Origin of the sequence: Flavobacterium sp., assembly GCF_031411595.1 — a bacterium.
GTDB lineage: Bacteria > Bacteroidota > Bacteroidia > Flavobacteriales > Flavobacteriaceae > Flavobacterium.
Window position 1 is genome coordinate 20,687 of the sequence record NZ_JANOBI010000042.1, and the last position, 23,107, is coordinate 43,793.

At 37.6% G+C, this 23,107-nt stretch carries 19 protein-coding genes; 10 read left to right on the forward strand and 9 right to left on the reverse strand.

What is annotated here, in order from left to right; genetic code table 11:
* Positions 1–91: 91 nt before the first annotated feature.
* Together RMO03_RS09905 and RMO03_RS09910 are read right to left on the reverse strand one after the other, a co-directional pair.
* Complete coding sequence (locus RMO03_RS09905; RefSeq protein WP_309641943.1) at positions 92–4,408, reverse strand: T9SS type A sorting domain-containing protein; 4,317 nt, start codon at positions 4,406–4,408, stop codon at positions 92–94.
* Positions 4,409–4,612: 204 nt separating this feature from the next.
* Positions 4,613–5,068 (reverse strand): GAF domain-containing protein, encoded by a 456-nt coding sequence (locus RMO03_RS09910; protein WP_309641944.1) that lies wholly within the window; start codon positions 5,066–5,068, stop codon positions 4,613–4,615.
* A gap of 70 nt (positions 5,069–5,138) precedes the next feature.
* Between RMO03_RS09910 and xrtF the strand changes: the two genes are divergently transcribed.
* The 6 genes from xrtF to RMO03_RS09940 all read left to right on the forward strand — a co-directional run bounded on the left by xrtF (position 5,139) and on the right by RMO03_RS09940 (position 9,866).
* Positions 5,139–5,696 (forward strand): exosortase family protein XrtF, encoded by a 558-nt coding sequence (xrtF, locus tag RMO03_RS09915; RefSeq protein ID WP_309641945.1) that lies wholly within the window; start codon positions 5,139–5,141, stop codon positions 5,694–5,696.
* On the forward strand, positions 5,674–6,123 hold the full coding sequence (locus RMO03_RS09920) for an exosortase F system-associated membrane protein (RefSeq protein ID WP_309641946.1): 450 nt from the start codon (positions 5,674–5,676) through the stop codon (positions 6,121–6,123). The genes xrtF and RMO03_RS09920 overlap by 23 nt, the downstream gene beginning before the upstream one ends.
* A gap of 45 nt (positions 6,124–6,168) precedes the next feature.
* The gene (locus RMO03_RS09925; protein ID WP_309641947.1) at positions 6,169–6,573 is read left to right on the forward strand and encodes an HYC_CC_PP family protein; all 405 of its coding nucleotides are present in this window, start codon (positions 6,169–6,171) and stop codon (positions 6,571–6,573) included.
* Between the two features lie 57 nt (positions 6,574–6,630).
* On the forward strand, positions 6,631–8,655 hold the full coding sequence (locus RMO03_RS09930) for a TonB-dependent receptor plug domain-containing protein (RefSeq protein WP_309641948.1): 2,025 nt from the start codon (positions 6,631–6,633) through the stop codon (positions 8,653–8,655).
* A gap of 88 nt (positions 8,656–8,743) precedes the next feature.
* A complete protein-coding gene (locus RMO03_RS09935) occupies positions 8,744–9,088 on the forward strand; it encodes a heavy-metal-associated domain-containing protein (protein ID WP_309641949.1) in 345 nt (114 codons plus the stop codon).
* An 88-nt stretch (positions 9,089–9,176) separates the two neighbouring features.
* Positions 9,177–9,866, forward strand: a complete 690-nt coding sequence (locus tag RMO03_RS09940) for a VTT domain-containing protein (RefSeq protein ID WP_309641950.1) — start codon at positions 9,177–9,179, stop codon at positions 9,864–9,866.
* Positions 9,867–9,918: 52 nt separating this feature from the next.
* On the opposite strand, the gene groL is transcribed toward RMO03_RS09940, so the two are convergent.
* The 7 genes from groL to miaB form a co-directional block, all read right to left on the reverse strand.
* On the reverse strand, positions 9,919–11,547 hold the full coding sequence (gene groL / locus RMO03_RS09945) for a chaperonin GroEL (protein WP_309641951.1): 1,629 nt from the start codon (positions 11,545–11,547) through the stop codon (positions 9,919–9,921).
* A gap of 31 nt (positions 11,548–11,578) precedes the next feature.
* Positions 11,579–11,854: a co-chaperone GroES gene (gene groES, locus RMO03_RS09950; RefSeq protein WP_309641952.1), complete on the reverse strand. Its 276-nt coding sequence runs from the start codon at positions 11,852–11,854 to the stop codon at positions 11,579–11,581.
* A 174-nt stretch (positions 11,855–12,028) separates the two neighbouring features.
* Positions 12,029–12,421: a preprotein translocase subunit SecG gene (secG, locus tag RMO03_RS09955; RefSeq protein WP_309641953.1), complete on the reverse strand. Its 393-nt coding sequence runs from the start codon at positions 12,419–12,421 to the stop codon at positions 12,029–12,031.
* A gap of 2 nt (positions 12,422–12,423) precedes the next feature.
* The gene (locus tag RMO03_RS09960) at positions 12,424–13,398 is read right to left on the reverse strand and encodes a tetratricopeptide repeat protein (RefSeq protein ID WP_309641954.1); all 975 of its coding nucleotides are present in this window, start codon (positions 13,396–13,398) and stop codon (positions 12,424–12,426) included.
* A gap of 114 nt (positions 13,399–13,512) precedes the next feature.
* Positions 13,513–14,016, reverse strand: coding sequence for an LptE family protein (locus tag RMO03_RS09965; RefSeq protein WP_309641955.1), 504 nt, complete (start codon positions 14,014–14,016; stop codon positions 13,513–13,515).
* 46 nt (positions 14,017–14,062) lie between these two features.
* Entirely contained in the window at positions 14,063–15,319 is a 1,257-nt protein-coding gene (locus tag RMO03_RS09970; protein WP_309641956.1) for a sigma 54-interacting transcriptional regulator, read from the reverse strand.
* Positions 15,320–15,333: 14 nt separating this feature from the next.
* The gene (miaB, locus tag RMO03_RS09975) at positions 15,334–16,782 is read right to left on the reverse strand and encodes a tRNA (N6-isopentenyl adenosine(37)-C2)-methylthiotransferase MiaB (RefSeq protein ID WP_309641957.1); all 1,449 of its coding nucleotides are present in this window, start codon (positions 16,780–16,782) and stop codon (positions 15,334–15,336) included.
* 287 nt (positions 16,783–17,069) lie between these two features.
* Here miaB and topA point away from each other — a divergent pair, with 287 nt between their 5' ends.
* The 4 genes from topA to gldL all read left to right on the forward strand — a co-directional run bounded on the left by topA (position 17,070) and on the right by gldL (position 23,097).
* Complete coding sequence (gene topA, locus RMO03_RS09980) at positions 17,070–19,574, forward strand: type I DNA topoisomerase (RefSeq protein ID WP_309641958.1); 2,505 nt, start codon at positions 17,070–17,072, stop codon at positions 19,572–19,574.
* A gap of 3 nt (positions 19,575–19,577) precedes the next feature.
* The gene (locus tag RMO03_RS09985; RefSeq protein ID WP_309641959.1) at positions 19,578–20,723 is read left to right on the forward strand and encodes a formimidoylglutamase; all 1,146 of its coding nucleotides are present in this window, start codon (positions 19,578–19,580) and stop codon (positions 20,721–20,723) included.
* A 258-nt stretch (positions 20,724–20,981) separates the two neighbouring features.
* A complete protein-coding gene (gene gldK / locus RMO03_RS09990) occupies positions 20,982–22,400 on the forward strand; it encodes a gliding motility lipoprotein GldK (RefSeq protein ID WP_309641960.1) in 1,419 nt (472 codons plus the stop codon).
* Positions 22,401–22,449: 49 nt separating this feature from the next.
* Positions 22,450–23,097: a gliding motility protein GldL gene (gene gldL, locus RMO03_RS09995; RefSeq protein ID WP_309641961.1), complete on the forward strand. Its 648-nt coding sequence runs from the start codon at positions 22,450–22,452 to the stop codon at positions 23,095–23,097.
* Positions 23,098–23,107: the final 10 nt, after the last annotated feature.

The window sequence follows — 23,107 nt, forward strand, 5'->3', positions numbered from 1 at the left end:
TGCCCTAGCCCTGATAGTAGCGATATCCTTTTGCGCCGGAGTTCGGCGTGAAAGATTTAGCGAATAGCAGGTTCCCGGCTCCTGAAATGGATTATTCTTTTATAAACTTCCCTGTCCAATTGCCTTTGTCGGTTTCTAGCAACACTTGATAAACGCCTTTACTAAATGCTGAAACATCTACTTTTTGATAGTTTGCAGCGGTACGAAACACATTTTGTCCTAGCATGTTGGTGATGCTGTAATGGATGATTTTAAAATTTTGATTGTCGGGTAGTTTTAGATTTAAAAGATCATGCGTAGGGTTTGGGAATAAGGCTATTTTGTCTAAGCTATATTCTGGAAGACCTAAGGTTGGACTCGTCACAAAAACTCTAAACGCCGGGGTGATAGGATAGCCGCTTTCTCCGAATACTCGGATAAAATAAATGTCCCCAACGGTATAGTTATTCAGCGTTATCGCGCCTTGAGCTTGAATGTTTTGTGCACTCATACAACCCATTTCTATGTTGGAACATCCGTTTTGATAAATGGCTAAACCGGCATATAAATTCTCTATCCAAGGCAGAGCAACGGTCATGGTATTGTTGGTTGCTACAAATTTATACCAAACATCGTTGTATGCATAGTTGTTGGAGGTACAGGTTGGAATTGATCCTGTAAGGGTTGCCGAATTTAACGCTCCATTGGGTTCGTTTACAATGGCATTGGCTGTTAGAAGTGTCGCGTTTTCACACCAATCATTGGTTGGGATTTGAAATTCTTGCACGCAAATTTCAAAATTAGGCATTGAAGTGTTATTGTTTACATTTAAAATGCGAATCCAATATTTTTGACCTACGATAAAATCGCTCATCATCACTTGCTCATTTAATCCTGCGGCTTGTGCATTGTTGCAGGTTATAGGATACAGATTGATGCTATTGCTGCTGTAGATTTCTAACCCAAGATCTAATTCGTTTTCCGGCGATGCGAGAATTTGTGTTAGTGGCGTAGTGGCTGTAAATTCGTACCACACATCTTGCGAAGCGCCAACAGTGCAATAGAAAGAAAGATTGCATATACTAGAGTTGTTAAAGGTTCCAGTAATTGCATTGCAGGAAGCACTTGGCGTTAATGAAGTTGCGCTTTGTGAAGCATCATTGATAGGTGCAGCAAATTCTTGTACAAAAATTTCAAATGGTGCCATTGGTGTAGTTGTATTCAAATGAAAAACCCTAATGAAATAAGTTTGACCAACAATAAAATTATTTTGAGTAAATCGTTCCGTAAAGTTCATTGGATTGGCATTCACGCATCCCAAACTAGTTCCGGTGCAGCTTCCTGTTTTGATTTCCATACCTAAATCTATCTCGTTATTGGCGGGTATTGTTATTGACATCGTAGGATTGGTTGCTACAAATTGATACCAAACATCTTGGGTTGCTCCCGAATTGCAGTTGGAAACACCGTTTGAATTAGCACCAGTAAATGTGCCTATGGTTGTTGCGCAAGCGTTACCGGGAATTAAAAGTGTGGCATTCTCACATAAATCATTATCTGGTGCCGGATAATCGATGATGTATATATTAAAGCCGAGATCATTAGCTGTACTACTCGGATTGAAAACCCTGATGTAATAAGTTTGACCAACAACATAATTGTTATAAGCAAATCCATCAAATGTAATTTGCGGATTATTGAGGATACAACCTACAATATTTCCTGAGCAACTTCCTTGAAAAACCTGAAGACCATAATCTCCTGCGCTATAAATGTCTAAATTAATTTTCAACAATGTATTCGTTGCTACAAAGGAATACCAAACATCTTGCGAAGTATTTTCCGCGCAACTTGGTGTTGCAGAACTTATTGACGAATTGTATAACATGCCGTACTGAGCAGACCAAGTTGAACTTGGGGTTAAAACGGTTGCGTTTTGACATAAATCATTGGCAGGAGGAGGCGTGTAAGTAACACAGATCTGGAAATTATATCCTGCAAAATTAATATTATTGCATAATGCCCTAATGTAATATGTTTGCCCAACAGTAAAATTTGAATACGCTATTTCTTCAGATGGCGACGAGGTACTTGTATTGGCGCAAGCAAGCGGTTGTCCGGTACAGGTTCCATAGATTTCCAAGGATTGATCGATTCCGTAATCCCAACCATATTGATATAAACTTACTTTCATTCCCGGAGCAACGGCCACAAACTTGTACCATAAATCCTGATTGGCATTGGGAGCGCAACTTGCACTGGATCCGCTTATTGTTGCGCCAGTCCACAAACCCATAACGGTATTACAAATGGTGTCTGCGTTTATCATTGTGGCATTACTGCATAAGTCGTTCGCGGGTGAAGGATAACCTATAACGCAAATGCTAAAATTGGAATAACTCGTTAAAGTGGTATTCAAATTAAAAGCTCTTATATAATAGGTTTGACCAACGGTTAAAGTTGGAAGTATAGGATCAGCGGCTGTATTACCACAAAATATACTGGTGCCGGAACAAGAATTTTGAAAAACTTCATAGCCCAAATCGAAACCAGTAACATAAGACGATAAATTGATTTTTGCCATGGATGTTGTGGCTACAAATTGATACCAAACATCAGTCATAATAGTGTTCGCACAATTTGGAACCGAACTACTGATGGTAGCCCCATTCATTTCTCCTGAAGCCTGATCTCCGCAATAATTCAGATTTGGCGTTATGGTTATTGCATTGGCGCAAAAATCATTAGGTTGGGCTGCGTATTCTTTGACGGTAATATTAAATGTTGATGGAAGTAATGTAGCACTCGCATTAAAAACCCTCACAAAATACGTTTGCCCAACAATAAAATTATTGAGTGTGATTTCACCATAATTATACGATTGAAAAACATTATGATCTGAATGAACGCAGCCCAAAATCAATCCGTTACAACTGCCTTGAAAAACTTGTAAGCCAATATCAATGAATCCAGCTTGACTCAATATCACAGACATTGTTGTAGTGGTCGCATTAAATTGATACCAAACGTCTTGCGATGAATTTGCCCCACAACTAGGCGCTGGTGCATTAATCGTTGAAAAATTAAAAAAGCCTTGAGTAGTTGTATTAAGGTCAGCACTTGGAGTTAAAACCGAAGCGTTAGAACACAAATCATTCACTGGCGGCAAATTGTTGGTGATGCATATTTGAAATGAAGCGTTTTGATCGCCACCTAAATTCAAAACTCTAATAAAGTAAGTTTGCCCAACGGTATAATTCATATAAGTAAAAGTCTCGCCGCTACTGATAGGATTTGCATTGACACAAGCAATTGTAGTTCCGGTAGCACTTCCTTCCAAAATTTGCATGCCGAAGTTTACTGCTGCAACAGGATCTAAAAAGATTGTCATTCCGGGTGTTGTTGGAACAAATTTATACCATACATCCAGATAAGTATTCGGAATACAGGAAGCCGGAGGACTGCTAATGGATGCATGATAAAAAGTTCCAGTTTTGCAAGTAGATGGACTTGGTGCAATAAGCTCAGCATTGGTTGCCAGGTCGTTTAGAGGAAAATAATCATTCCAAACCGACAATACAAAAGTTCCTGTAGAAACAGCATTACTAGCATTAAGAACTCGAATATAATAGGTTTGATCGATAACAAAATTAGTTTCGCGATATTGCTCCGGATAACCACCTAGGGTATTGTTAACACAAGCTATTAAAGGGCCAGTGCAACTGCCTTCATATATTTCGAGAGCTACATCTAAACCAGAATAACTATTAGGATATGCAGTTATTACGTTACTTATACTGCCTGCTTTAAACTTAACCCATACGTCTTGCGAAGCATTGGGCGCACAACCTACCGATGGGTTGCTGATTGTTGCTCCATGAAAAGTGCCATAAAACGGAGCACATGAGCCATTACAAGGTTCTTCTATTAAGGCATTTTGACATAAATCATTTTCTGGCGAAGGAGGTTGCAAAACACTAATTTCAAATTCGTAGTCAGACGGACTGCTAACGGTTGAGTTAAAAACCCTAATATAATAGGTGCTTCCAACAATAAAATGGTTCGAAGCAAAATCATCTGTTTGATTGGCTTGCAAATTCACACAACCCATAATAGTTCCTGAACAACTGTTCTCAAACACCTGAACACCATAATTTTGATTGTATGATTGTAAGGAAACAGTCATTAATGTAGCTGTTGCCACAAACTTATACCAAACATCTTGGGAAGCATTGGGCGCACAAGTGGGCGCTGGACTTCCAATGGTTGATCCGATGAAATTCCCTGTTGTACTATTGCCATACCATGAAATGTCGATGGCTGGAGTCAACACTATGGCGTTTTCACACAAATCATGCTGCGAATAGGAATTTTCAAAAACCAGAAAGAGGGCCAAAAAAAGGGATGCGATGTGAAATGAATGTCTCATAATTTTCTTTATTTCGAATAAAGATATCAAGGGCATTCAATTTTAAAGGGTCATATTTACTCTATAGGTGTTTTGAGCTAGTATTTGACGGTTTTGAATTAGAATTTTTTTATAGCTGAGTGTTTTTAAATCATGATATCAAATGCATCTTGCTTTTTTTCTGCTTTTTAGTACCTTGATTTAAAATTCATTTGAAGCCAAGCGCTAAAACAACCTCGAAACTTCATGATTCACAAACTCTAAAAACCGTTCGTCAGCTTCCGTAAAAGGATCGAGCACATTCGAATCAATATCAATCTGCCCAATATTTTCGCCACGAACAAACAGCGGAACAACAATCTCAGACTTCACCGTAAAACTACACGCAATATAATTGTCCTGAGCCTGCACATCGGGTACAACGAAGTTTTCGTTAGACACCGCGACTTGCCCACAAATACCTTTTCCAAAAGGAATCACGGTGTGATCGGTTGGCGCACCAACATACGGACCTAAATGTAAAGTTTGGGTTTCGTGGTTCGCAAAATAGAATCCGACCCAAGTATAATAAGGAATGCTTGTTTCGAGAAGCGCGCAAATCTGCAACAGTTTTTCGTCTCTTGTAATGGTGGATTGTTCTAAAATTTCGATTACTTTTGGCTGTAAATCTGAGAATGTCATAGCGGAATTTTTATGCAAAAGTACTCCATGCGGCGATTTTAAATTCTATAAATTTGTTAAAAATTATTTTTTGAAAAACTACTTCCAACAATACCGCCCTTTCTTTATTTTTCTTTTGAAGTTTTTTGGAGTTTACGCCGGATTGACAATTGTCTATGAATTTTACCTGAAGCAATTTGAACATCCACTCGTTTTTGAAGTCGATGGTTTTACGCTATCGGTTGCCAATCAGGTGCAATGGGTTTTGAAAACTTTGAACTATGATTGCGTGCTTCTATTGCACGAACACCAAGCCTCAGTGAAACTGATTTTAAATCAAGTCTATGTTTCGCGCGTCGTGGAAGGTTGCAATGCTTTGAGTGTGATGATTCTTTTTGTGGCTTTCGTCGTGGCGTTTTCAGGGAAATGGAAACCAACCGTTGGGTTTATTGTATTGGGCATGGTGTTGATTCATATTCTAAATGTATTGAGAATCGCACTATTATCGATAGCGTTGTATTATCATCCGGATCAAGAATCGATTTTGCATGGCGTTGTTTTCCCGTTGATTATTTACGGTTTTGTGTTTGGGTTGTGGGTGATTTGGGTCAATCAATTTTCGAATTATGCTGGAAAAACTGCTCAATAATAAAATAAAAGTATTGCTTGTAATGGCTTTAGTATTGCTATTGGCAATCGTTCGCGCTTTTGAAGATTCGCTTTTCTACGACCCATTTTCAGCTTATTTTAAAAACGATTATTTGAATATGGCGTTTCCGGAATATGATGCTTTTCCTTTGTTTCTAGGAATGGCGCTGCGTTATTTTTTAAATTCTATTTTGTCTTTGGCCATCGTTCAGATTTTATTCAAAGATTGGCAGTTGACGCGATTTGCTGCGGTTTTGTATGTGGCGTTTTTCGCGATACTAATTGCCATTTTCTTTTTGTTGATTGTGTATTCTGACAACCATAACAATTTTATTTTGTTTTATATACGACGGTTTTTGATTCAGCCCATATTCTTGTTATTGTTTGTTCCAGCATTTTATTATCAACAGTTGAATATTAAAAAATAACATTTCTTTTAATGTTGGCATTTGATTGTCATTTATATTTGCATCATGAAATTGAAAAAGCACATCTGTTTATTCCTCGCTTTCTTCGTGTTGGTTTCCAACGTCGGATTCGCATTGAATGTGCATTATTGCGACGATCAGATTGCTTCGGTTTCTTTCAATACTTCTTCGCCAACTTCTATAGAGGAAGATTGCTGTGGTGTCGTCGAAAAAACATCACATTGCTGCAAAGACAAAATTGTTGTCATTCAAAAAAAATCAGATCAAGCCATTGTAAAATCGTTTTCGTTCGAAGCACACGACTTGATTCTTTCAAAGCAATCGAATGTGGTTTTTTATTCCATTGATTTGCCTTTCATCAATAAAAATGTTCCGGCATACTATTGCGATTCGCATGCGCCGCCACTTTTCAAATTGTATTCCCAATATATCTTCTACGACCAAGTTTAATGTTTTGATAAACGTCACTTCGGTGATTCCATTATTTACAAACATTAAATTTCCATTATGAAAAAAACTGCCACGCTTTTGGTGTTGTGTTTTTCTGCTTTTCATGGATTTTCGCAAGAAACCCTGAAACAGGATACGTTGAAAACCGTCAAGGTAGAAACCAGCCGTAAAAGCCTCAAAAAGTCATCAAACATGACTTCAAATACCACCGTGATGTCGGGCAAAGAATTGCTCAAAGCGGCGTGTTGCAATCTCGCCGAAAGTTTTGAAACCAATCCATCCATCGATGTCAATTTTGCCGATGCATTAACCGGTACCAAACAAATCAAAATGTTGGGTTTAACCAGCCCATATCTAATGATTACCGAAGAAAATATTCCCTCAGTTCGTGGTGCTTCGCAAGCGTATGGATTGTCATTCACGCCGGGAACTTGGGTAGAAAGCATTCAAGTTACGAAAGGCGCAGGTTCAGTCGTCAATGGATTTGAAAGTATTTCGGGTCAAATCAATACCGAACTTATCAAACCTTTGAAAGACATTCCGTTTTTTGTGAATGCATATGGTTCGACGGATTCGAGGTTTGAACTCAACACCCATTTCAACAAGAAAATTTCAGACGATTGGGCCACGAGTTTATACGTTCACGGCAATACACGTGTTGCTAAAAACGACATGAACCATGATGGATTTCTCGACAATCCATTAGGACAACAAATCAATATTATCAACCGCTGGCAATATGCTTGCGCCGAAACGGGCTGGATTACGTTTTTCAATTTCAAATACATGAATGATAAAAAACAAACCGGTCAACTCGATTTCGATCGTACGCTTCATAAAGGTTCAACGCAGTATTGGGGCTCAGAAATCAATACCGAACGATTTGATTTTACGTCGAAAGTTGGGTATGTATTTAAAGATATGCCGTATCAAAGTATCGGTTTTCAAAATGCCTACAGCAACCACAACCAAGATTCGTATTTCGGTTTGCGACAATATGATATCAAGCAGCAGAGTTATTATTCGAATTTGATTTTCAATTCGATTATCAGCAATACGATGCATAAATTTGCGACAGGAATCAATTTTACCTATGATGCTTATGCTGAATTTGTATCACAAACTGATGTGAGTCGCATCGATAATTCTGTGGGTACTTTTTTCGAATATACCTATGATAATACGGATAATTTCAGTTTTATCTTAGGCGGAAGACTTGATTATCACAACCGTTTGGGCGCTTTTGCAACGCCAAGAATTTTCGTCAAATACAACCCATGGGAAAAAGGCGTATTGCGATTGTCAGCCGGACGAGGAAAACGCGCAGCCAATATTTTTGCAGAAAATCAGAATCTTTTTGCAAGTTCAAGAGTGTTTTCAGTGTTGGATAATTCGGGGAAAGTATACGGACTCGATCCGGAAATCGCGTGGAATTACGGGATGAGTTTCAGCCAACAATTTCGATTGTTTGGGAAAAGTGCTGATATTGGCGTTGATTTCTACCGCACGGATTTTCAAAATCAAGTGGTGGTTGATTTTTATGAAAGTCCACAGCAAGTGTTGTTTTATAATCTCAAAGGCAAGTCGTACGCGAATAGTTTTCAATTCGATTTCAATATTGAATTGATAAAACATTTAAATTTGAGAACGGCATACAAATATTACGACATCCAAACGGATTATTTATCGGGAAGCTACGAAAGACCGTTGCAAGCGAAGCATCGTTTCTTTGCCAACCTCGAATATGAAACGCATATTGTCGAAAAAGGCAAACAATGGAAATTCGATTATACATTCAATTGGCTTGGGAAACAAGCACTGCCTAATACGCAAACCAATCCGATTGATGATCAGTTGCCTAAATTTTCACCTGCTTTTGCTGTGATGAATGTGCAGGTTACCCGAACTTTTTCATCTACTTTTGAAATGTATGTTGGTGGCGAAAACATCGGGAATTATCAACAAGACAAAGCCATTTTAGGAAGCGACAATCCTTTTGGGCCGAACTTCGATACTTCGATAGTGTATGCGCCGGTTTTTGGGCAGATGTATTACGCAGGAATGCGGTTTAAGGTGAGATAGTTGGATTGTTAGATTTTTAGATAGTTGGATCGTTTGATTATAAGACTTTAAGATTGTAAGATTTTAGGATAATTTAAATTAATAAGAAATGAAGAATATTGTAATAATGCTATGTATGGTTTTCGTTGGATTATCAGTACAAGCGCAGGAAAAAAAGAATAAAAATGCGAAGTATACCATTGAAGTTAATGGTAATTGTGAGCAGTGTAAAAAGCGTATCGAAAAAGCGGCATTCAGTGTTTCGGGTGTAAAATCTGCGAATTGGAATGTTGAAACGCATCAATTAAGTTTGATTTTAAATGAAGAAAAAACTTCAGTTTTAGATGTCAAAAAAGCCATTGCAAAAGTCGGTCATGATACCGATGAAGTGAAAGCTACGGATGAAATTTATGAAAACTTGCACAGTTGCTGTAAGTATGAAAGAAAGCCATAAAACCGTTAAGATTACTTTAAAGTGTGATGATAAATTGCGGTTAAGGTAAATTATTCTTACTTTCACATCCTTAAAAAACGAAGCCTATATGAGCAATTTTGATTGGACACAACTATTAAATCCTGAATTTTATATCACTTTCGAAATCGCAGGCGTTCAATTGGGTTTGTATATAGTGCTGTTTATTGTTTTTGCCGAAACGGGTTTGTTTGCCGGTTTTTTTCTTCCGGGCGACAGTTTGCTTTTTTTGGCAGGAATCTACAGTCGCGATTTGGTTCAGAATGTTTTGTATCTACCTAGCGATTTTATCAATGTGACACTTTTGTCGATATTGGTTGGAGCTTCCGGTGTTTTTGGGAACATGATGGGCTATTGGTTTGGAGCGAAAAGTGGCTATTATCTGTTTAAGAAAGAAGATACCTTTTGGTTTAAGAAAAAATATTTATTGCAATCGAAAGATTTCTTTGAAAAATACGGTGGTAAGGCGATTATCTTCGCGAGATTCTTACCGATATTCAGAACGTTTGCGCCCATCGTAGCGGGAATTGTCTCGATGGATAAAAAGAAATTCATGTTCTTCAATATTGTCAGTTCTTTTTTATGGTCGTTCGTGCTGATTTTTTCAGGACATTATTTATATGGAATGTTCCTCAAACACGGTATCGATTTAAAAGAACATATAGAATGGATTGTTATCGGCATTATATTGCTTTCGACCTTTCCGGTTTTGATGAAGCTACTCAAGAAAAGAACCGCAAAACCATCAGATACTGTATAAAAAAAATCCGAAGTTTATAAGCTTCGGATTTTTTATTTAAATCAATTTGATTTTACATCATTCCAGGCATTCCACCGCCCATTGGCATTCCTCCAGTGTTTTCTTCTTTGATTTCAACCAACGCACATTCGGTAGTTAAAATCATTCCCGCAACAGAAGCGGCATTTTCTAAAGCTACACGGGTTACTTTTTTAGGATCGATGATTCCGGCTTTGAGCATGTCTACATATTCGTCTGTTTTGGCATTGTATCCAAAATCGCCTTTGCCTTCAGAAACTTTTGCGACTACGACAGAACCTTCAAGGCCAGCATTTTCAACAATAGTTCTTAATGGAGATTCCACAGCACGCGATACAATTTGAATTCCGGTTGCTTCATCAGCGTTATCGGCTTTCACGTCTTTCAAAACGCTTTTAGCGCGCAATAAAGCTACGCCACCACCGGCAACGATTCCTTCTTCAACGGCAGCGCGAGTAGCATGCAAAGCATCATCAACGCGGTCTTTTTTCTCTTTCATTTCCACTTCAGAAGCAGCGCCTACATATAGAACAGCAACGCCACCGGCCAATTTAGCCAAACGTTCTTGTAATTTTTCTTTATCGTAATCAGAAGTCGAAGCTTCCATTTGCCCTTTGATTTGATTCACGCGGTTTTTAATCATATCCGCTTCACCGGCACCACTTACAACAGTTGTATTGTCTTTGTCGATGGTTACTCTTTTGGCAGTTCCCAACATATCGATGGTTGTGTTTTCTAGTGTGTAACCTCTTTCTTCAGAAATTACAGTTCCTCCGGTTAAGATGGCAATGTCTTCAAGCATCGCTTTTCTTCTGTCACCAAAACCTGGTGCTTTCACGGCAGCAATTTTCAAAGCACCACGCAATTTGTTTACCACTAAAGTCGATAATGCTTCACCATCAACATCTTCAGCGATGATTAATAATGGTTTTCCTGATTGAGCAACTGGCTCTAAAACAGGCAACAATTCTTTTAAAGAAGATACTTTTTTATCGTATAATAAGATGTAAGGATTATCCAATTCCGCTTCCATTTTTTCTGGATTGGTTACGAAATAGGGAGAAAGATAACCGCGGTCGAATTGCATTCCTTCCACAACATCAACATAAGTTTCAGTTCCTTTGGCTTCTTCCACTGTAATCACACCTTCTTTTCCAACTTTTGCAAAAGCGTTGGCAATTAATTCACCGATTACTTCATCATTGTTGGCTGAAATCGATGCGATTTGTTTGATTTTTTCAGAATCACTTCCAACTACTTTAGCTTGTTTGGCAAGGTCGGCAACAATAGCTTCAACCGCTTTGTCGATACCGCGCTTCAAATCCATTGGATTGGCTCCGGCAGCAACGTTTTTCAATCCTTCTTTTACAATGGCTTGAGCAAGCACGGTAGCTGTTGTAGTTCCGTCTCCGGCTAAATCGTTGGTTTTAGAAGCTACTTCCTTCACCATTTGTGCGCCCATATTTTCGAGTGGGTCTTGTAATTCGATTTCTTTGGCTACAGTAACACCATCTTTGGTTACGTTGGGTCCGCCAAATGATTTTCCTATGATGACATTACGCCCTTTTGGGCCTAACGTTACTTTTACTGCGTTTGCTAATGCATCAACACCACGTTTTAATCCGTCGCGTGCTTCAATATCAAATTTTATATCTTTTGCCATTTGTGTTAATTTTGTTACGTGTTAATTTGGTTTAGATGATGGCAAGAATATCGTCTTCGCGCATCATCAAATAATCTTTTCCTTCTAATTTTAGTTCCGTTCCGGCGTATTTTCCGTAAAGAACAGTATCTCCAATTTTTACAGTCATCGCATGATCTTTTGTGCCATTTCCAACAGCAACAACAGTTCCTTTCTGTGGTTTTTCTTTGGCTGTGTCAGGAATAAAAATACCGGAAGCGGTTTGAGTTTCAGCGGCTACAGGCTCGATGAGTACGCGGTCTGAAAGCGGTTTGATTTGTAATGCCATAATTCAAATGTATTTTTTCTAGGTTATTATTTTGATGTTTCCGCGACTTTAGCTTCGCTCAGTCGGGCTTTCGCCCTTTAGTCATAAATGATGCCGCTCGGGAAAAACTGACAATTTTGCTTAAAAAAAATGCCAGCATTGTCAGGCTGGCACTTTGTATTTATTGCAATAAAATTATTTTTTTGCTGGTTCAGCTGCTGGAGTTACTGGTGCAGTCGCATCGGTTTTTGTAGTAGCGTTGGTTGCCGGAGCAGTTGTAGCTGGTTTTGCCGGAGCTTCGGTTTTAGCCGCAGCACCTTCCGTTTGATCAATAATTTTAGAATCATTATCGCTTAAAGATCCTGTGAAACTTAAACTTGACAACATGATTAATACAATCAAAACCGTAGCCAATGTCCAAGTACTTTTGTCTAGGAAATCGGTTGTTTTTTGTACACCACCAATCATTTGTGATCCGCCTAAAGAAGAAGACAAACCGCCACCTTTAGGGTTTTGTACCATAATTACGATAATCAATAGAAAACAAACTATTGTGATTAAAACTAAAAAAATTGAAAATGTGCTCATTGTTATTTATTATTATTTTGTTGTAAATTTTTAATATCTAAAATTCGGTCTGCAAAGAAACTACTTTTTTCCGGATATTTCAAAATTAATATTTCATAAGCTTGAATTGCTTTTTGATATTTTTTTTGTTCGAGATAAACCCGCGCCAAAGTCTCAGTCATCAACGAAGAATTGTCGGCATGGCTTGGCTCATAAAAGATAGCCGGAACTTCAGAATCTTTCTTTATGGGTGGAATTTTCGGATTGTTCTCGATGAATTTATCGATTAAGACGTTTTTTTTTTGCTTCTCGAAATTGACTTCTGAAGTAGGTTCTGGTTCTGAAACAACAACTTGCTCTGTTTGCGCTTCCCGATCTATTGGTTTGAGTTTCGAAAGTTGCAGCCATTCCTGGAATGAATGTCGCTCCGTTAATGAAAAAGCCAATGGTTTTCCAAGATCTAATTTTTGCTCAATCGTTGGTATTTCGGCTACTACTATTTCTTCTATGACAGCCTCTTCTTCTACTTCCCTAGTTTCAACTTTATCCGGAATTTCTACAAAATCGTCAATGGTAATTTTCGGAACTTCGAGTTCAACAGTTGGCAATTCAGCTTCTTTTATTGAAGTTAAAATCGATTGTTCAATCGTATTTTCTTTGATTTCTAGTTTTGGTTCATCAGAAAGAATTTCGCTTTCTTGAACTTTAATATCTAAAATTTCGCTTGCTTTTTGATCGTACAATTCTTTTTGAATCGTAGTGAAAGTATCCGAACTGATAAAATCAAACAACACACTTCGATCGGTCGTATGGGCCGCCGCAATTTTTAAAGCGTAATTGTATTTGAAACTATTTTGGTTGTATAAACCTCTAAGGTATAAAGCGCGCGCACTTTGAAAGTAAGGAAACTCCTGAACGATTTTCTCCAAAGCCTCGGTCTGCTTCTCATGGATAGCATCGGGTTTGTTGATCAGATGAGTATATTCGGTTACGTTCATTGTGTGTGTTTAATCGTGTAAGTGTTTAAGCGTTTAATCGTGTAGTTGTTAGTGCGTTTTTTCGGTTAAACGATTCCACGAATAAACGATTCCACAAATAAACAAATTTTTAATTTACCATTTTGCAAGTGATTCATTAAAAATATCTTGCGTGATTCTTTCAAAAATTTCATCTAAAGCGGCAGTAAGCTTTGAACCTACGAGTTGTTCGGTGCCTGGAAAATTATAGAAGAAATTGAATTTTTTTTCAAACGAATCGGTTTCTTTATTTTTATTCGAAAACCGAACATTCACGGTTATTGTGAGCCTGCTTTCCGCAGCTTGTTGGTCTGCTGTTGCGGTGGTTGGACTAATTCTGTAATCTACGATTTCACCTTCATAAATAAGGTCACCGTCTGTATTGACCAAATTTAAATTTGTTTGATTCTGAATTAAATTTTGCAATTTTTGTGTAAAAATCCGCTCGATTCCGGGCTCAATTAAAGGCGCATTGTTTTGAAAATAATTGACTTGAAACGTTTTGGCGTCAATTTTCCCTGTGCCTGTAAAATTGTATACCGAGCAACCGTTGATGGTAAAAGCGATGATTAAAAGTAAAAGATATTTTAGGTGTTTCATTTTAAAAATAAAAAGTCAAAGATATTCAAATTTGTTGTGATAGAAGTTACAAATCAAACTGTTTGATTTTTCGATACAACGTTCTTTCCGAAATTCCCAATTCATCCGCGGCAGCTTTTCGTTTGCCTTTGTTTTTTTCGAGCGATTTCTTGATGAGTTCGATTTCTTTTTGCTCTAATTTCAAAACTTCTTCTTCTTCGACGGTTTCGGCAAATTGATAATGGTCATCGTTTTCTTCAAAAACTACCGAATTGTTGGTTGTTGGTATGACTGAAGTTCTCGGTGTTTCTTCAAAAGCAATTTCACTTTCGTCATTTTTAGAACCGTATATTTTCTGAATCAAATTCGGATTGATGTCTTGCATTTTACCCGAACCGTTTTTCATCAATTCTAATGTGAGTTTTTTGAGATCGTTCAAATCACTTTTCATGTCAAAAAGCACTTTGTATAAAATGTCTCTTTCGGTACTGAAATCACTTTCCGATTTCTTGTCTTTAATGACTAATGGTAAATTACTGCCTTCCGTAGGTAAATACGATTGTAATGTTGCGCCTGAAACATCGCGATTGGTTTCCAAAACAGAAATTTGTTCCGCCATATTGCGCAATTGACGAATGTTACCGCTCCATCTGAATTTTTGTAAAACCTGAATTGCTTGTTCGTCTAGTTTCAGTGCCGGCATTTTGTATTTATGTGCAAAATCAGCCGCAAACTTCCGAAACAACAAATGAATGTCATCTTTCCTCTCGCGCAATGGTGGAAGCATAATATCAACAGTGCTCAAACGATAATACAAATCCTCACGGAATTTTCCTTTTTCAATCGCATCAAATAAATTAACATTTGTTGCAGCGACAATACGCACATTGGTTTTCTGCACTTGCGAGGAACCCACTTTGATGAATTCACCATTTTCCAAAACACGCAACAAACGTACTTGAGTGGTTAGTGGCAATTCGCCCACTTCATCTAGAAAAATTGTTCCGCCATCGGCTACTTCAAAGTAACCTTCACGCGTATTGGTAGCGCCTGTAAACGCACCTTTCTCATGTCCGAAAAGTTCACTGTCAATGGTTCCTTCTGGAATTGCTCCACAGTTTACGGCAATATACTTCCCATGTTTTCGATGCGATAATGAATGAATGATTTTAGGAATACTTTCTTTACCAACACCACTTTCACCCGCAACCAACACCGTAATATCGGTTGGCGCAACCTGAATCGCTTTTTCAATAGCACGATTTAGTTTAGGATCATTCCCGATAATTTCGAATCTTTGTTTTATAGCTTGTACACTTTCCATTTTAATGGGTATTTTTAATTCATATCAGAATGACCAATAGCTTTCCCAATCAAAGTTCCGCTGGTACAACTCATAATTTCCACATTCACGAATTCACCTATATTGTAATGCTCTTTTGGAAACACCACCGTAATGCTTTGCGAATTACGGCCTGACCAATCCTGATCTGATTTTTTAGATTCTTTTTCTATGAGTACTTCAACGGTTTTGCCTACGAATTCACTCGTGCGAATGGCGCTGTGTTGGCGCTGCAAATCAACAATTTCCTGCAATCTGCGTAATTTGGTTGGTTCGGTCACATCGTCGTCCATTTTTCTTCCGGCTAAAGTTCCCGGTCTTTCGGAATAGGCATACATATAACCGAAGGAATATTTTACATACTCCATCAAACTCAATGTGTCTTGGTGATCTTCTTCCGTTTCTGTCGGAAAACCTGCAATCATATCTTGCGTGATACTGCAATCGGGAATCACTCTTTTAATGTTGTCAATCAAGGTCATGTATTCTTCGCGCGTATGCAAACGATTCATTTCTTTTAGAATGCGATTGCTTCCGGACTGCACAGGCAAATGAATATGATTGCATATATTATCGTGTTTCGCAATCACTTCCAAAACACTTAAATGCATATCCTGCGGATTTGAAGTCGAAAATCGAACGCGCATTTTAGGAAAACCAACGGCAACCATTTCGAGCAATTGATCAAAATCGACAGCTGTGGCTTTTTGCATGTTGGAAGCTTTTTCGAAATCTTTCTTGAGTCCACTGCCGTACCATAAATAACTATCCACATTCTGACCCAAAAGCGTAATTTCTTTAAAACCATTATCCCACAAATCCTGAATTTCCTTCATGATGCTTTGCGGTTCCCGACTGCGTTCGCGGCCTCGGGTAAAAGGCACAACGCAAAACGTACACATATTATCGCAACCACGCGTAATCGAAACCAAAGCCGAAACGCCATTGCTCATCAATCTTACGGGCGAAATATCACCATAGGTTTCTTCTTTCGATAAGATTACATTAATCGCATCGCGACCTGATTCCACTACGCGCAACAAATTCGGCAAATCTTTATAGGCATCCGGGCCAACAACTAAGTCAACGATTTTTTCTTCTTCGAGGAATTTATCTTTGAGACGTTCTGCCATACAACCCAAAACACCGACTTTCATTTTCGGATTCACTTCACGCTTTACAGCATTGTATTTTTCGAGGCGTTTGCGAACTGTTTGCTCGGCTTTATCACGGATGGAGCAAGTATTGACGAGCACCAAATCAGCTTCTTCCAATATCTGAGTCGTATTGAAACCATTTTCAGCAAGAATCGAAGCCACGATTTCGCTGTCAGAAAAATTCATCGCGCAACCGTAACTTTCAATAAAAAGTTTCTTTGTATTCTGAGGTTTTTGTTCGAGCACAAGGCTTTCACCTTGTTTGTTCTCTTCGATAATCTTTTCCATAATCCGTTTAAAAGCGTGCAATTTAGTTTGCAAATATAGTACAATTCAAAAAAATATGACAAGATGTCAGCGCCAAGATTCTATTAAATTTTTTTAGAAGCTATTTCCCGCTTTCCGTTTCAATCTTTTGGTTTTCTAAAGGAAAAAACCAAAAGGATTTCCCACTACAATCGGGGCTAGGGCAACTGACATTTCATTAGAAATCTCGATGAATGCTCCCAAAATTTCGACGAACTGAACAATATTTAAAAATTTTAGATACTTTTGCCTCACAAAAGAAAAGCAATATGGCAAAGAATTTAGTGATCGTGGAGTCGCCGGCAAAAGCAAAAACAATCGAAAAATTTCTCGGAAGTGATTATCAGGTTGAGTCGAGTTACGGCCACATAGCTGATCTTCCATCCAAAGAAATTGGGGTTGATGTTGCCAATGGCTTCAAACCCAAATACGAAGTTTCCGCCGATAAAAAAGCTTTGGTCAGCAAACTCAAAACACTTTCTAAAAATGCTGATATGGTTTGGTTGGCTTCCGATGAGGACCGAGAAGGAGAAGCTATTTCTTGGCATCTTGCCGAAGAATTAAAACTAGACAAAAGCAAAACGAAAAGAATTGTTTTTCACGAAATCACCAAAACAGCCATTCTAAAAGCCATTGAAAACCCTCGTGAGATTGATTACAATTTGGTCAATGCGCAACAAGCACGTCGTGTACTCGACCGATTGGTGGGTTACGAATTGTCGCCGGTATTGTGGCGAAAAGTCAAAGGTGGATTATCAGCAGGCCGCGTGCAATCAGTAGCCGTGCGCTTGATTGTCGAAAGAGAAAGAGAAATTCAGGATTTCAAACCTGTGGCGAGTTACTCAGTAACAGCTGAATTTACGAATGAAGCTGGAAAGACATTCAAAGCAAAATTGCCTAAGAATTTTAATACACAAAAAGAAGCCGAAGATTTTTTAAATAAAAACATCGGTTCCCATTATAAGGTTTCAGATATCGATACCAAACCAGCGAAGAAATCTCCGGCAGCACCTTTTACAACATCAACATTGCAACAGGAAGCAGCGAGAAAATTGTATTTACCAGTTGGAATTACAATGCAATTAGCGCAACGTTTATATGAAGCCGGACTTATTACTTATATGAGAACCGACAGTGTCAACTTATCAAAAGACGCGATAGATGCGGCTCAAGCTGAAATCGTTAAATCATACGGTCAGACATTTTCAAAACCCCGAACATTTGCCAATAAAAGCAAAGGTGCACAGGAAGCTCACGAAGCGATTCGTCCGACAGATATGTCACGACATACGGTCAACATTGACAAAGATCAAGCGCGTTTGTATGATTTGATTTGGAAAAGAACATTAGCATCTCAAATGAGCGACGCAGAATTGGAGAGAACCAACATTAAAATTGAAGCCAATAATCATAGTGAAATTTTTGCGGCATCCGGAGAAGTATTGCTTTTTGAAGGTTTTTTAAAGGTTTATCTTGAAGGAAACGATGACGATGACGAAGAGCAAGAAGGCATGTTGCCCGCTATGAAAATCAATGAAAGATTAAACAACAATTATATTACTGCAACCGAACGCTATACCAGACCGGCAGCGCGATATACTGAAGCTGCTTTGGTTAAAAAGTTAGAAGAACTTGGTATTGGTAGGCCTTCAACCTATGCGCCGACGATTTCTACGATTATCAATAGAACTTATGTTGAAAAAGGAAATCTTGAAGGTCAAGAAAGAGCTTATACTCAATTGTCTTTGAAATCCGGAAAAGTAAGTCAGCAATTGTTGAAAGAAAACACAGGTTCAGACAAAGGTAAATTGGTGCCAACTGATATTGGAACGATTGTAACTGACTTTTTGGTGAAGAATTTCGGGACTATTTTGGACTATAATTTTACTGCAAAAGTAGAGCAGGATTTTGATGAAATTGCAGAAGGCAACGTCAATTGGGAGCAAATGATGCAGGAATTCTACAATAAATTTCATCCGAATGTTACTGAAGTTGAAGCCAATGCAGAAAGAGAAAGCGGTGAAAGAATTTTAGGAAAAGATCCTAAAACAGGCAGACAAGTCAGTGTGCGTTTGGGTAAATTCGGACCAATGGCTCAAATTGGAGAAGCAGATGATGAGGATAAAAAGTTTGCGAGCCTCATGTCGGATCAGAATATTGGTAATATTACTTTAGAAGATGCTTTGAATCTGTTTCTGTTACCAAAACAATTAGGGACATATAATGGTGAAGAAGTGGAAGTAAATAATGGTCGTTTCGGGCCTTATGTTCGCCATGGAAGTGCATTTATTTCGTTACCAAAAGGGGAAGACCCTTTGGATGTGTCGCTGGAACGCGCTGAGGAATTGATTAATGAAAAACTAAAAGCCGATGCGCCGATTGCTACGTATAAAAATTTAGGCGTTCAAAAAGGGGTTGGTCGTTTCGGACCTTTTATCAAATGGAATGGACTTTTCATTAATGTTAGTAAAAAATACAATTTCGATAATTTATCTCAAAAAGATGTTGAGGAATTGATTGAAGACAAATTGCAAAAAGAAATTGATAAAGTCATTCATGATTGGAAAGAAGAAGGCATTTTAGTGGAGAAAGCACGTTGGGGGAGATCTGTGATTACGAAAGGAAAAATCAAAATTGAGCTCAGTAAAGATGTCGATGCAACTAAACTTACTTTAGCACAAGTGCAAGAATTGATTGAGAAAAAAACTCCGGCTAAAAAGACAGCGACAAAAAAAACTACAGCTAAAAAACCCACAACGACAAAAAAGAAATAGAAAATGGAATTTAATTTTCTTGAACCTAACGGCGATGAGATTCAAAGTTTTATAAAAGGATTGACTTCTCAGCAGTTGGGCAGTAAAGTGGCTTTTCATACACGTGAGGATTTTCCGGATTTAAATAAAATACGAATTGCTATTTTGGGTGTCTATGAGAATAGAGGGCTTGATGGTAATTCGATTAATTTAAAAAATTCAAGAGAAGCGTTGTATTCTTTGTTTCCGGGAAATTGGGAAACTTCTATAGCGGATTTGGGCGATATTCTCGCTGGTAATTCTAAAAGTGACACATATTTTGCATTGCAAATGGTGGTTGCGTCATTAATGAAAAGAAAAATTATTCCTATTGTTATAGGCGGTTCACAAGATTTGACTTATCCATTATATCGAGCTTATGATGAGTTGGAGCAAATGGTAAATTTGGTTACGATTGATAGTAAATTCGACTTTGGAAAAGAAAGCGATCCGATTGCGGCTTCATCTTATTTGACCAAAATTGTATTGGATGAGCCTAACAATCTCTTTAACTATAGCAATGTTGGTTTTCAAACCTATTATAACTCGCAAGAGGAAATAGATTTGATTGAAAAATTGTTTTTTGATGCCTACAGATTGGGTGATGTTTCTAACGCAATTTCAATAGCTGAGCCGGTTTTTAGAGATGCTGATATTGTAAGTTTAGATTTAACTAGCGTTAAGTCATCTGATTCAGGAAATTTCACTAATTTTACGCCTAATGGTTTCAACGGAAAAGAAATTTGTGCTTTAGCAAGATACTCAGGATTGAGTGATAAAGTATCTCTTTTTGGGATTTTCAATCATAACGATTCTCAACAAGAATCGGTTTTAATAGCTCAAATTATTTGGTATTTTATTGAAGGATTTCATTATCGATCTAATGAATATCCTTTTGGAAGCAAAGACAATTATTTAAAATATATTATTCCTTTCGAGGATGAACATTTGGTTTTTTATAAAAGCGATAAAACAGATCGTTGGTGGATTGAAATCCCATTTATTTCCGCAAGCAATAATAAATTGAAAAAAAGCACGTTGTTACCTTGTTCTTATGAAGAATATCTAGGCGCCTGTAATCAGCAAGTTCCTGAAAGATGGTGGAAAGCACAACGTAAAAACATTATCTAAAATAATTATACAATTGAAATATCAAAATAGATAATGGTATTCTTACAATAAAAATAACAAACATGCATTTTGTCGATGTTTTTAGCTTTTTATCGATAAAATATTTTTTTAATAAGATAATTAATTCTACTTTTGGAAAGTGAATTAATATAATGCATAAAAGCCAATTAAAATTTAATAACAATTAATTGCTTTTTTGAAAAATAATAAATAGGTTTACGCCCTTAAAATATAAACACATACATAACCCCAATTTATATGAAGAAATTCATTTCATTTTCAGTAATTTTAGCTACGTTAGTCGGCTGTGGAGGCTCGAGTGACAAGGGTGAATTGGTAGGAGTTAAAGGTAAAAAATGGCATCCTGAAAAACCATACGGAATGACTTTAGTTCCTGGTGGTTCATTTATCATGGGGAAATCCGATGATGATTTGGCTAATGTACAAGATGCTCCGACAAAAACAGTTACTGTTAGATCTTTTTATATGGATGAAACAGAAATAACTAACAGTGAATATAGAGAGTTTGTTGAATGGGTAAAAGATTCAACAATTCGAGTTCGCTTGGCTATTTTAGCTGATGAAGTTGGTGGTGGCGGAACTGCTGGCGCAGCTGCTAAAGGCGGTAAAAGTGGCAAAAGTTCTGGGAGCATTGGGGACTTTGCGTTCAATGATGCGGATCCGGCTAAAATGACAGCATATGACAAATATATGTATGAAAATTATTACAGTGTAGGAACGGATGATGATCCTTATGCTGGAAGGAAATTGAATAGAAAAGTAAAACTTATTAAAGATACATCGAAATATCCAGATGAGTATTACACAGAAGTAATGGATACGATGTATTTGCCTGTTGCGGAATCTTTCAACGGATTAAGAACTGTTGATGTGAATAAACTAAAATTCCGTTATTCTTGGATGGATATTCAAGCAGCAGCAAAAGCTAAAACTGGTAAAAGAAAAGACTTCATAAAAACTGAGCAAACGAAAGTGTATCCTGATACAACAGTTTGGATTAAAGATTTTGCTTATTCTTATAATGAACCTATGCATAATGATTATTTATGGCATCAAGCTTATTCAGAATACCCTGTTGTTGGTGTAAATTGGAAACAAGCAAAAGCTTTTTGTGCGTGGAGAACTTTAAAGAAAAATACATACATCAAGTCTAAAAAGAAAGGTAGAGACTTAACCAACTCTTTCAGATTGCCAACAGAAGCAGAATGGGAATATTCGGCTAGAGGTGGATTGCAATCTGGAGCTTATCCTTGGGGTGGTCCTTATACCAAGAATGATAGAGGTTGTTTCTTAGCTAATTTTAAACCTAATCGTGGAGATTATGCAGCGGATCAATCGCTATATACTGTTGAAGCAAAATCTTTTGAGCCAAACGGTTATAACTTATACAACATGGCTGGTAATGTTGCTGAATGGACAGATTCGTCATACGATGCCGGAGCTTATGAATATGTTTCAACAATGAATCCAAATGTTCCGGACAACAAAAATATGCGTAAAGTTGTTCGTGGTGGGTCTTGGAAAGATGTTGCTTATTTCCTTCAAGTAAGTACCAGAGATTTTGAATATGCTGATACCGCTAGAAGTTATATCGGTTTCAGAACTGTTCAAGATTACATGGGTACAGTAACAACAGGCAAAGCACCTAAAAGATAATATTAACCAACTATTATAATTAACTTAACTAACTAAATTTTTTTTTATTATGGCAATTTTAAGCAAAAAAGCAATGAATTTCGCTTACGGTATGGGAGCGGCAATCGTAATTATCGGAGCATTATTCAAAATTACTCACATCGAGTTTGGCTTTATAACCGGTAACTTAATGTTAACTATCGGTCTTGTTACTGAAGCATTAATTTTTGGTCTTTCTGCATTCGAACCAGTTGACGACGAATTGGATTGGTCTCTTGTATATCCTGAATTAGCAGGTGGAGAAGCAAGAAAGAAAGGCGCTAAAGAAGATCCTAAAGAAGCTCAAGGATTACTTTCTCAAAAATTAGACGCTATGTTGAAAGAAGCTAAAATTGATGGAGAATTGATGGCTAGCTTAGGAAGTAGTATTAAAAATTTCGAATCTGCAGCTAAAGGAATTGCACCGGCTGTTGATGGAATTGCTGCTACCAAAAAATATAGCGAAGAATTAACGCTAGCTGCTGCTCAAATGGAGTCTTTAAACAGCTTGTATAAAATCCAATTGGATAGTGCTTCAAGAAATGCACAAATCAATAATGAAGTTGCTGAAAATAATTTGAAATTGAAAGATCAAATGCAATCTTTAACATCTAACTTGTCTTCATTGAACAACGTTTATGGTGGAATGCTTTCTGCAATGAGTAACAAAGGGAATTAGTATCTCACTA

What these genes read in the sequence shown, in the direction of transcription:
- RMO03_RS09905 (WP_309641943.1), bottom strand. Translation starts at nt 4,408, where the DNA reads ATGAGACATTCATTTCACATCGCATCCCTTTTTTTGGCCCTCTTTCTG.
- RMO03_RS09910 (WP_309641944.1), bottom strand. Translation starts at nt 5,068, where the DNA reads ATGACATTCTCAGATTTACAGCCAAAAGTAATCGAAATTTTAGAACAA.
- RMO03_RS09920 (WP_309641946.1), top strand. Translation starts at nt 5,674, where the DNA reads ATGCTGGAAAAACTGCTCAATAATAAAATAAAAGTATTGCTTGTAATG.
- RMO03_RS09925 (WP_309641947.1), top strand. Translation starts at nt 6,169, where the DNA reads ATGAAATTGAAAAAGCACATCTGTTTATTCCTCGCTTTCTTCGTGTTG.
- RMO03_RS09930 (WP_309641948.1), top strand. Translation starts at nt 6,631, where the DNA reads ATGAAAAAAACTGCCACGCTTTTGGTGTTGTGTTTTTCTGCTTTTCAT.
- RMO03_RS09935 (WP_309641949.1), top strand. Translation starts at nt 8,744, where the DNA reads ATGAAGAATATTGTAATAATGCTATGTATGGTTTTCGTTGGATTATCA.
- RMO03_RS09940 (WP_309641950.1), top strand. Translation starts at nt 9,177, where the DNA reads ATGAGCAATTTTGATTGGACACAACTATTAAATCCTGAATTTTATATC.
- groL (WP_309641951.1), bottom strand. Translation starts at nt 11,547, where the DNA reads ATGGCAAAAGATATAAAATTTGATATTGAAGCACGCGACGGATTAAAA.
- groES (WP_309641952.1), bottom strand. Translation starts at nt 11,854, where the DNA reads ATGGCATTACAAATCAAACCGCTTTCAGACCGCGTACTCATCGAGCCT.
- secG (WP_309641953.1), bottom strand. Translation starts at nt 12,421, where the DNA reads ATGAGCACATTTTCAATTTTTTTAGTTTTAATCACAATAGTTTGTTTT.
- RMO03_RS09960 (WP_309641954.1), bottom strand. Translation starts at nt 13,398, where the DNA reads ATGAACGTAACCGAATATACTCATCTGATCAACAAACCCGATGCTATC.
- RMO03_RS09965 (WP_309641955.1), bottom strand. Translation starts at nt 14,016, where the DNA reads ATGAAACACCTAAAATATCTTTTACTTTTAATCATCGCTTTTACCATC.
- RMO03_RS09970 (WP_309641956.1), bottom strand. Translation starts at nt 15,319, where the DNA reads ATGGAAAGTGTACAAGCTATAAAACAAAGATTCGAAATTATCGGGAAT.
- miaB (WP_309641957.1), bottom strand. Translation starts at nt 16,782, where the DNA reads ATGGAAAAGATTATCGAAGAGAACAAACAAGGTGAAAGCCTTGTGCTC.
- topA (WP_309641958.1), top strand. Translation starts at nt 17,070, where the DNA reads ATGGCAAAGAATTTAGTGATCGTGGAGTCGCCGGCAAAAGCAAAAACA.
- RMO03_RS09985 (WP_309641959.1), top strand. Translation starts at nt 19,578, where the DNA reads ATGGAATTTAATTTTCTTGAACCTAACGGCGATGAGATTCAAAGTTTT.
- gldK (WP_309641960.1), top strand. Translation starts at nt 20,982, where the DNA reads ATGAAGAAATTCATTTCATTTTCAGTAATTTTAGCTACGTTAGTCGGC.
- gldL (WP_309641961.1), top strand. Translation starts at nt 22,450, where the DNA reads ATGGCAATTTTAAGCAAAAAAGCAATGAATTTCGCTTACGGTATGGGA.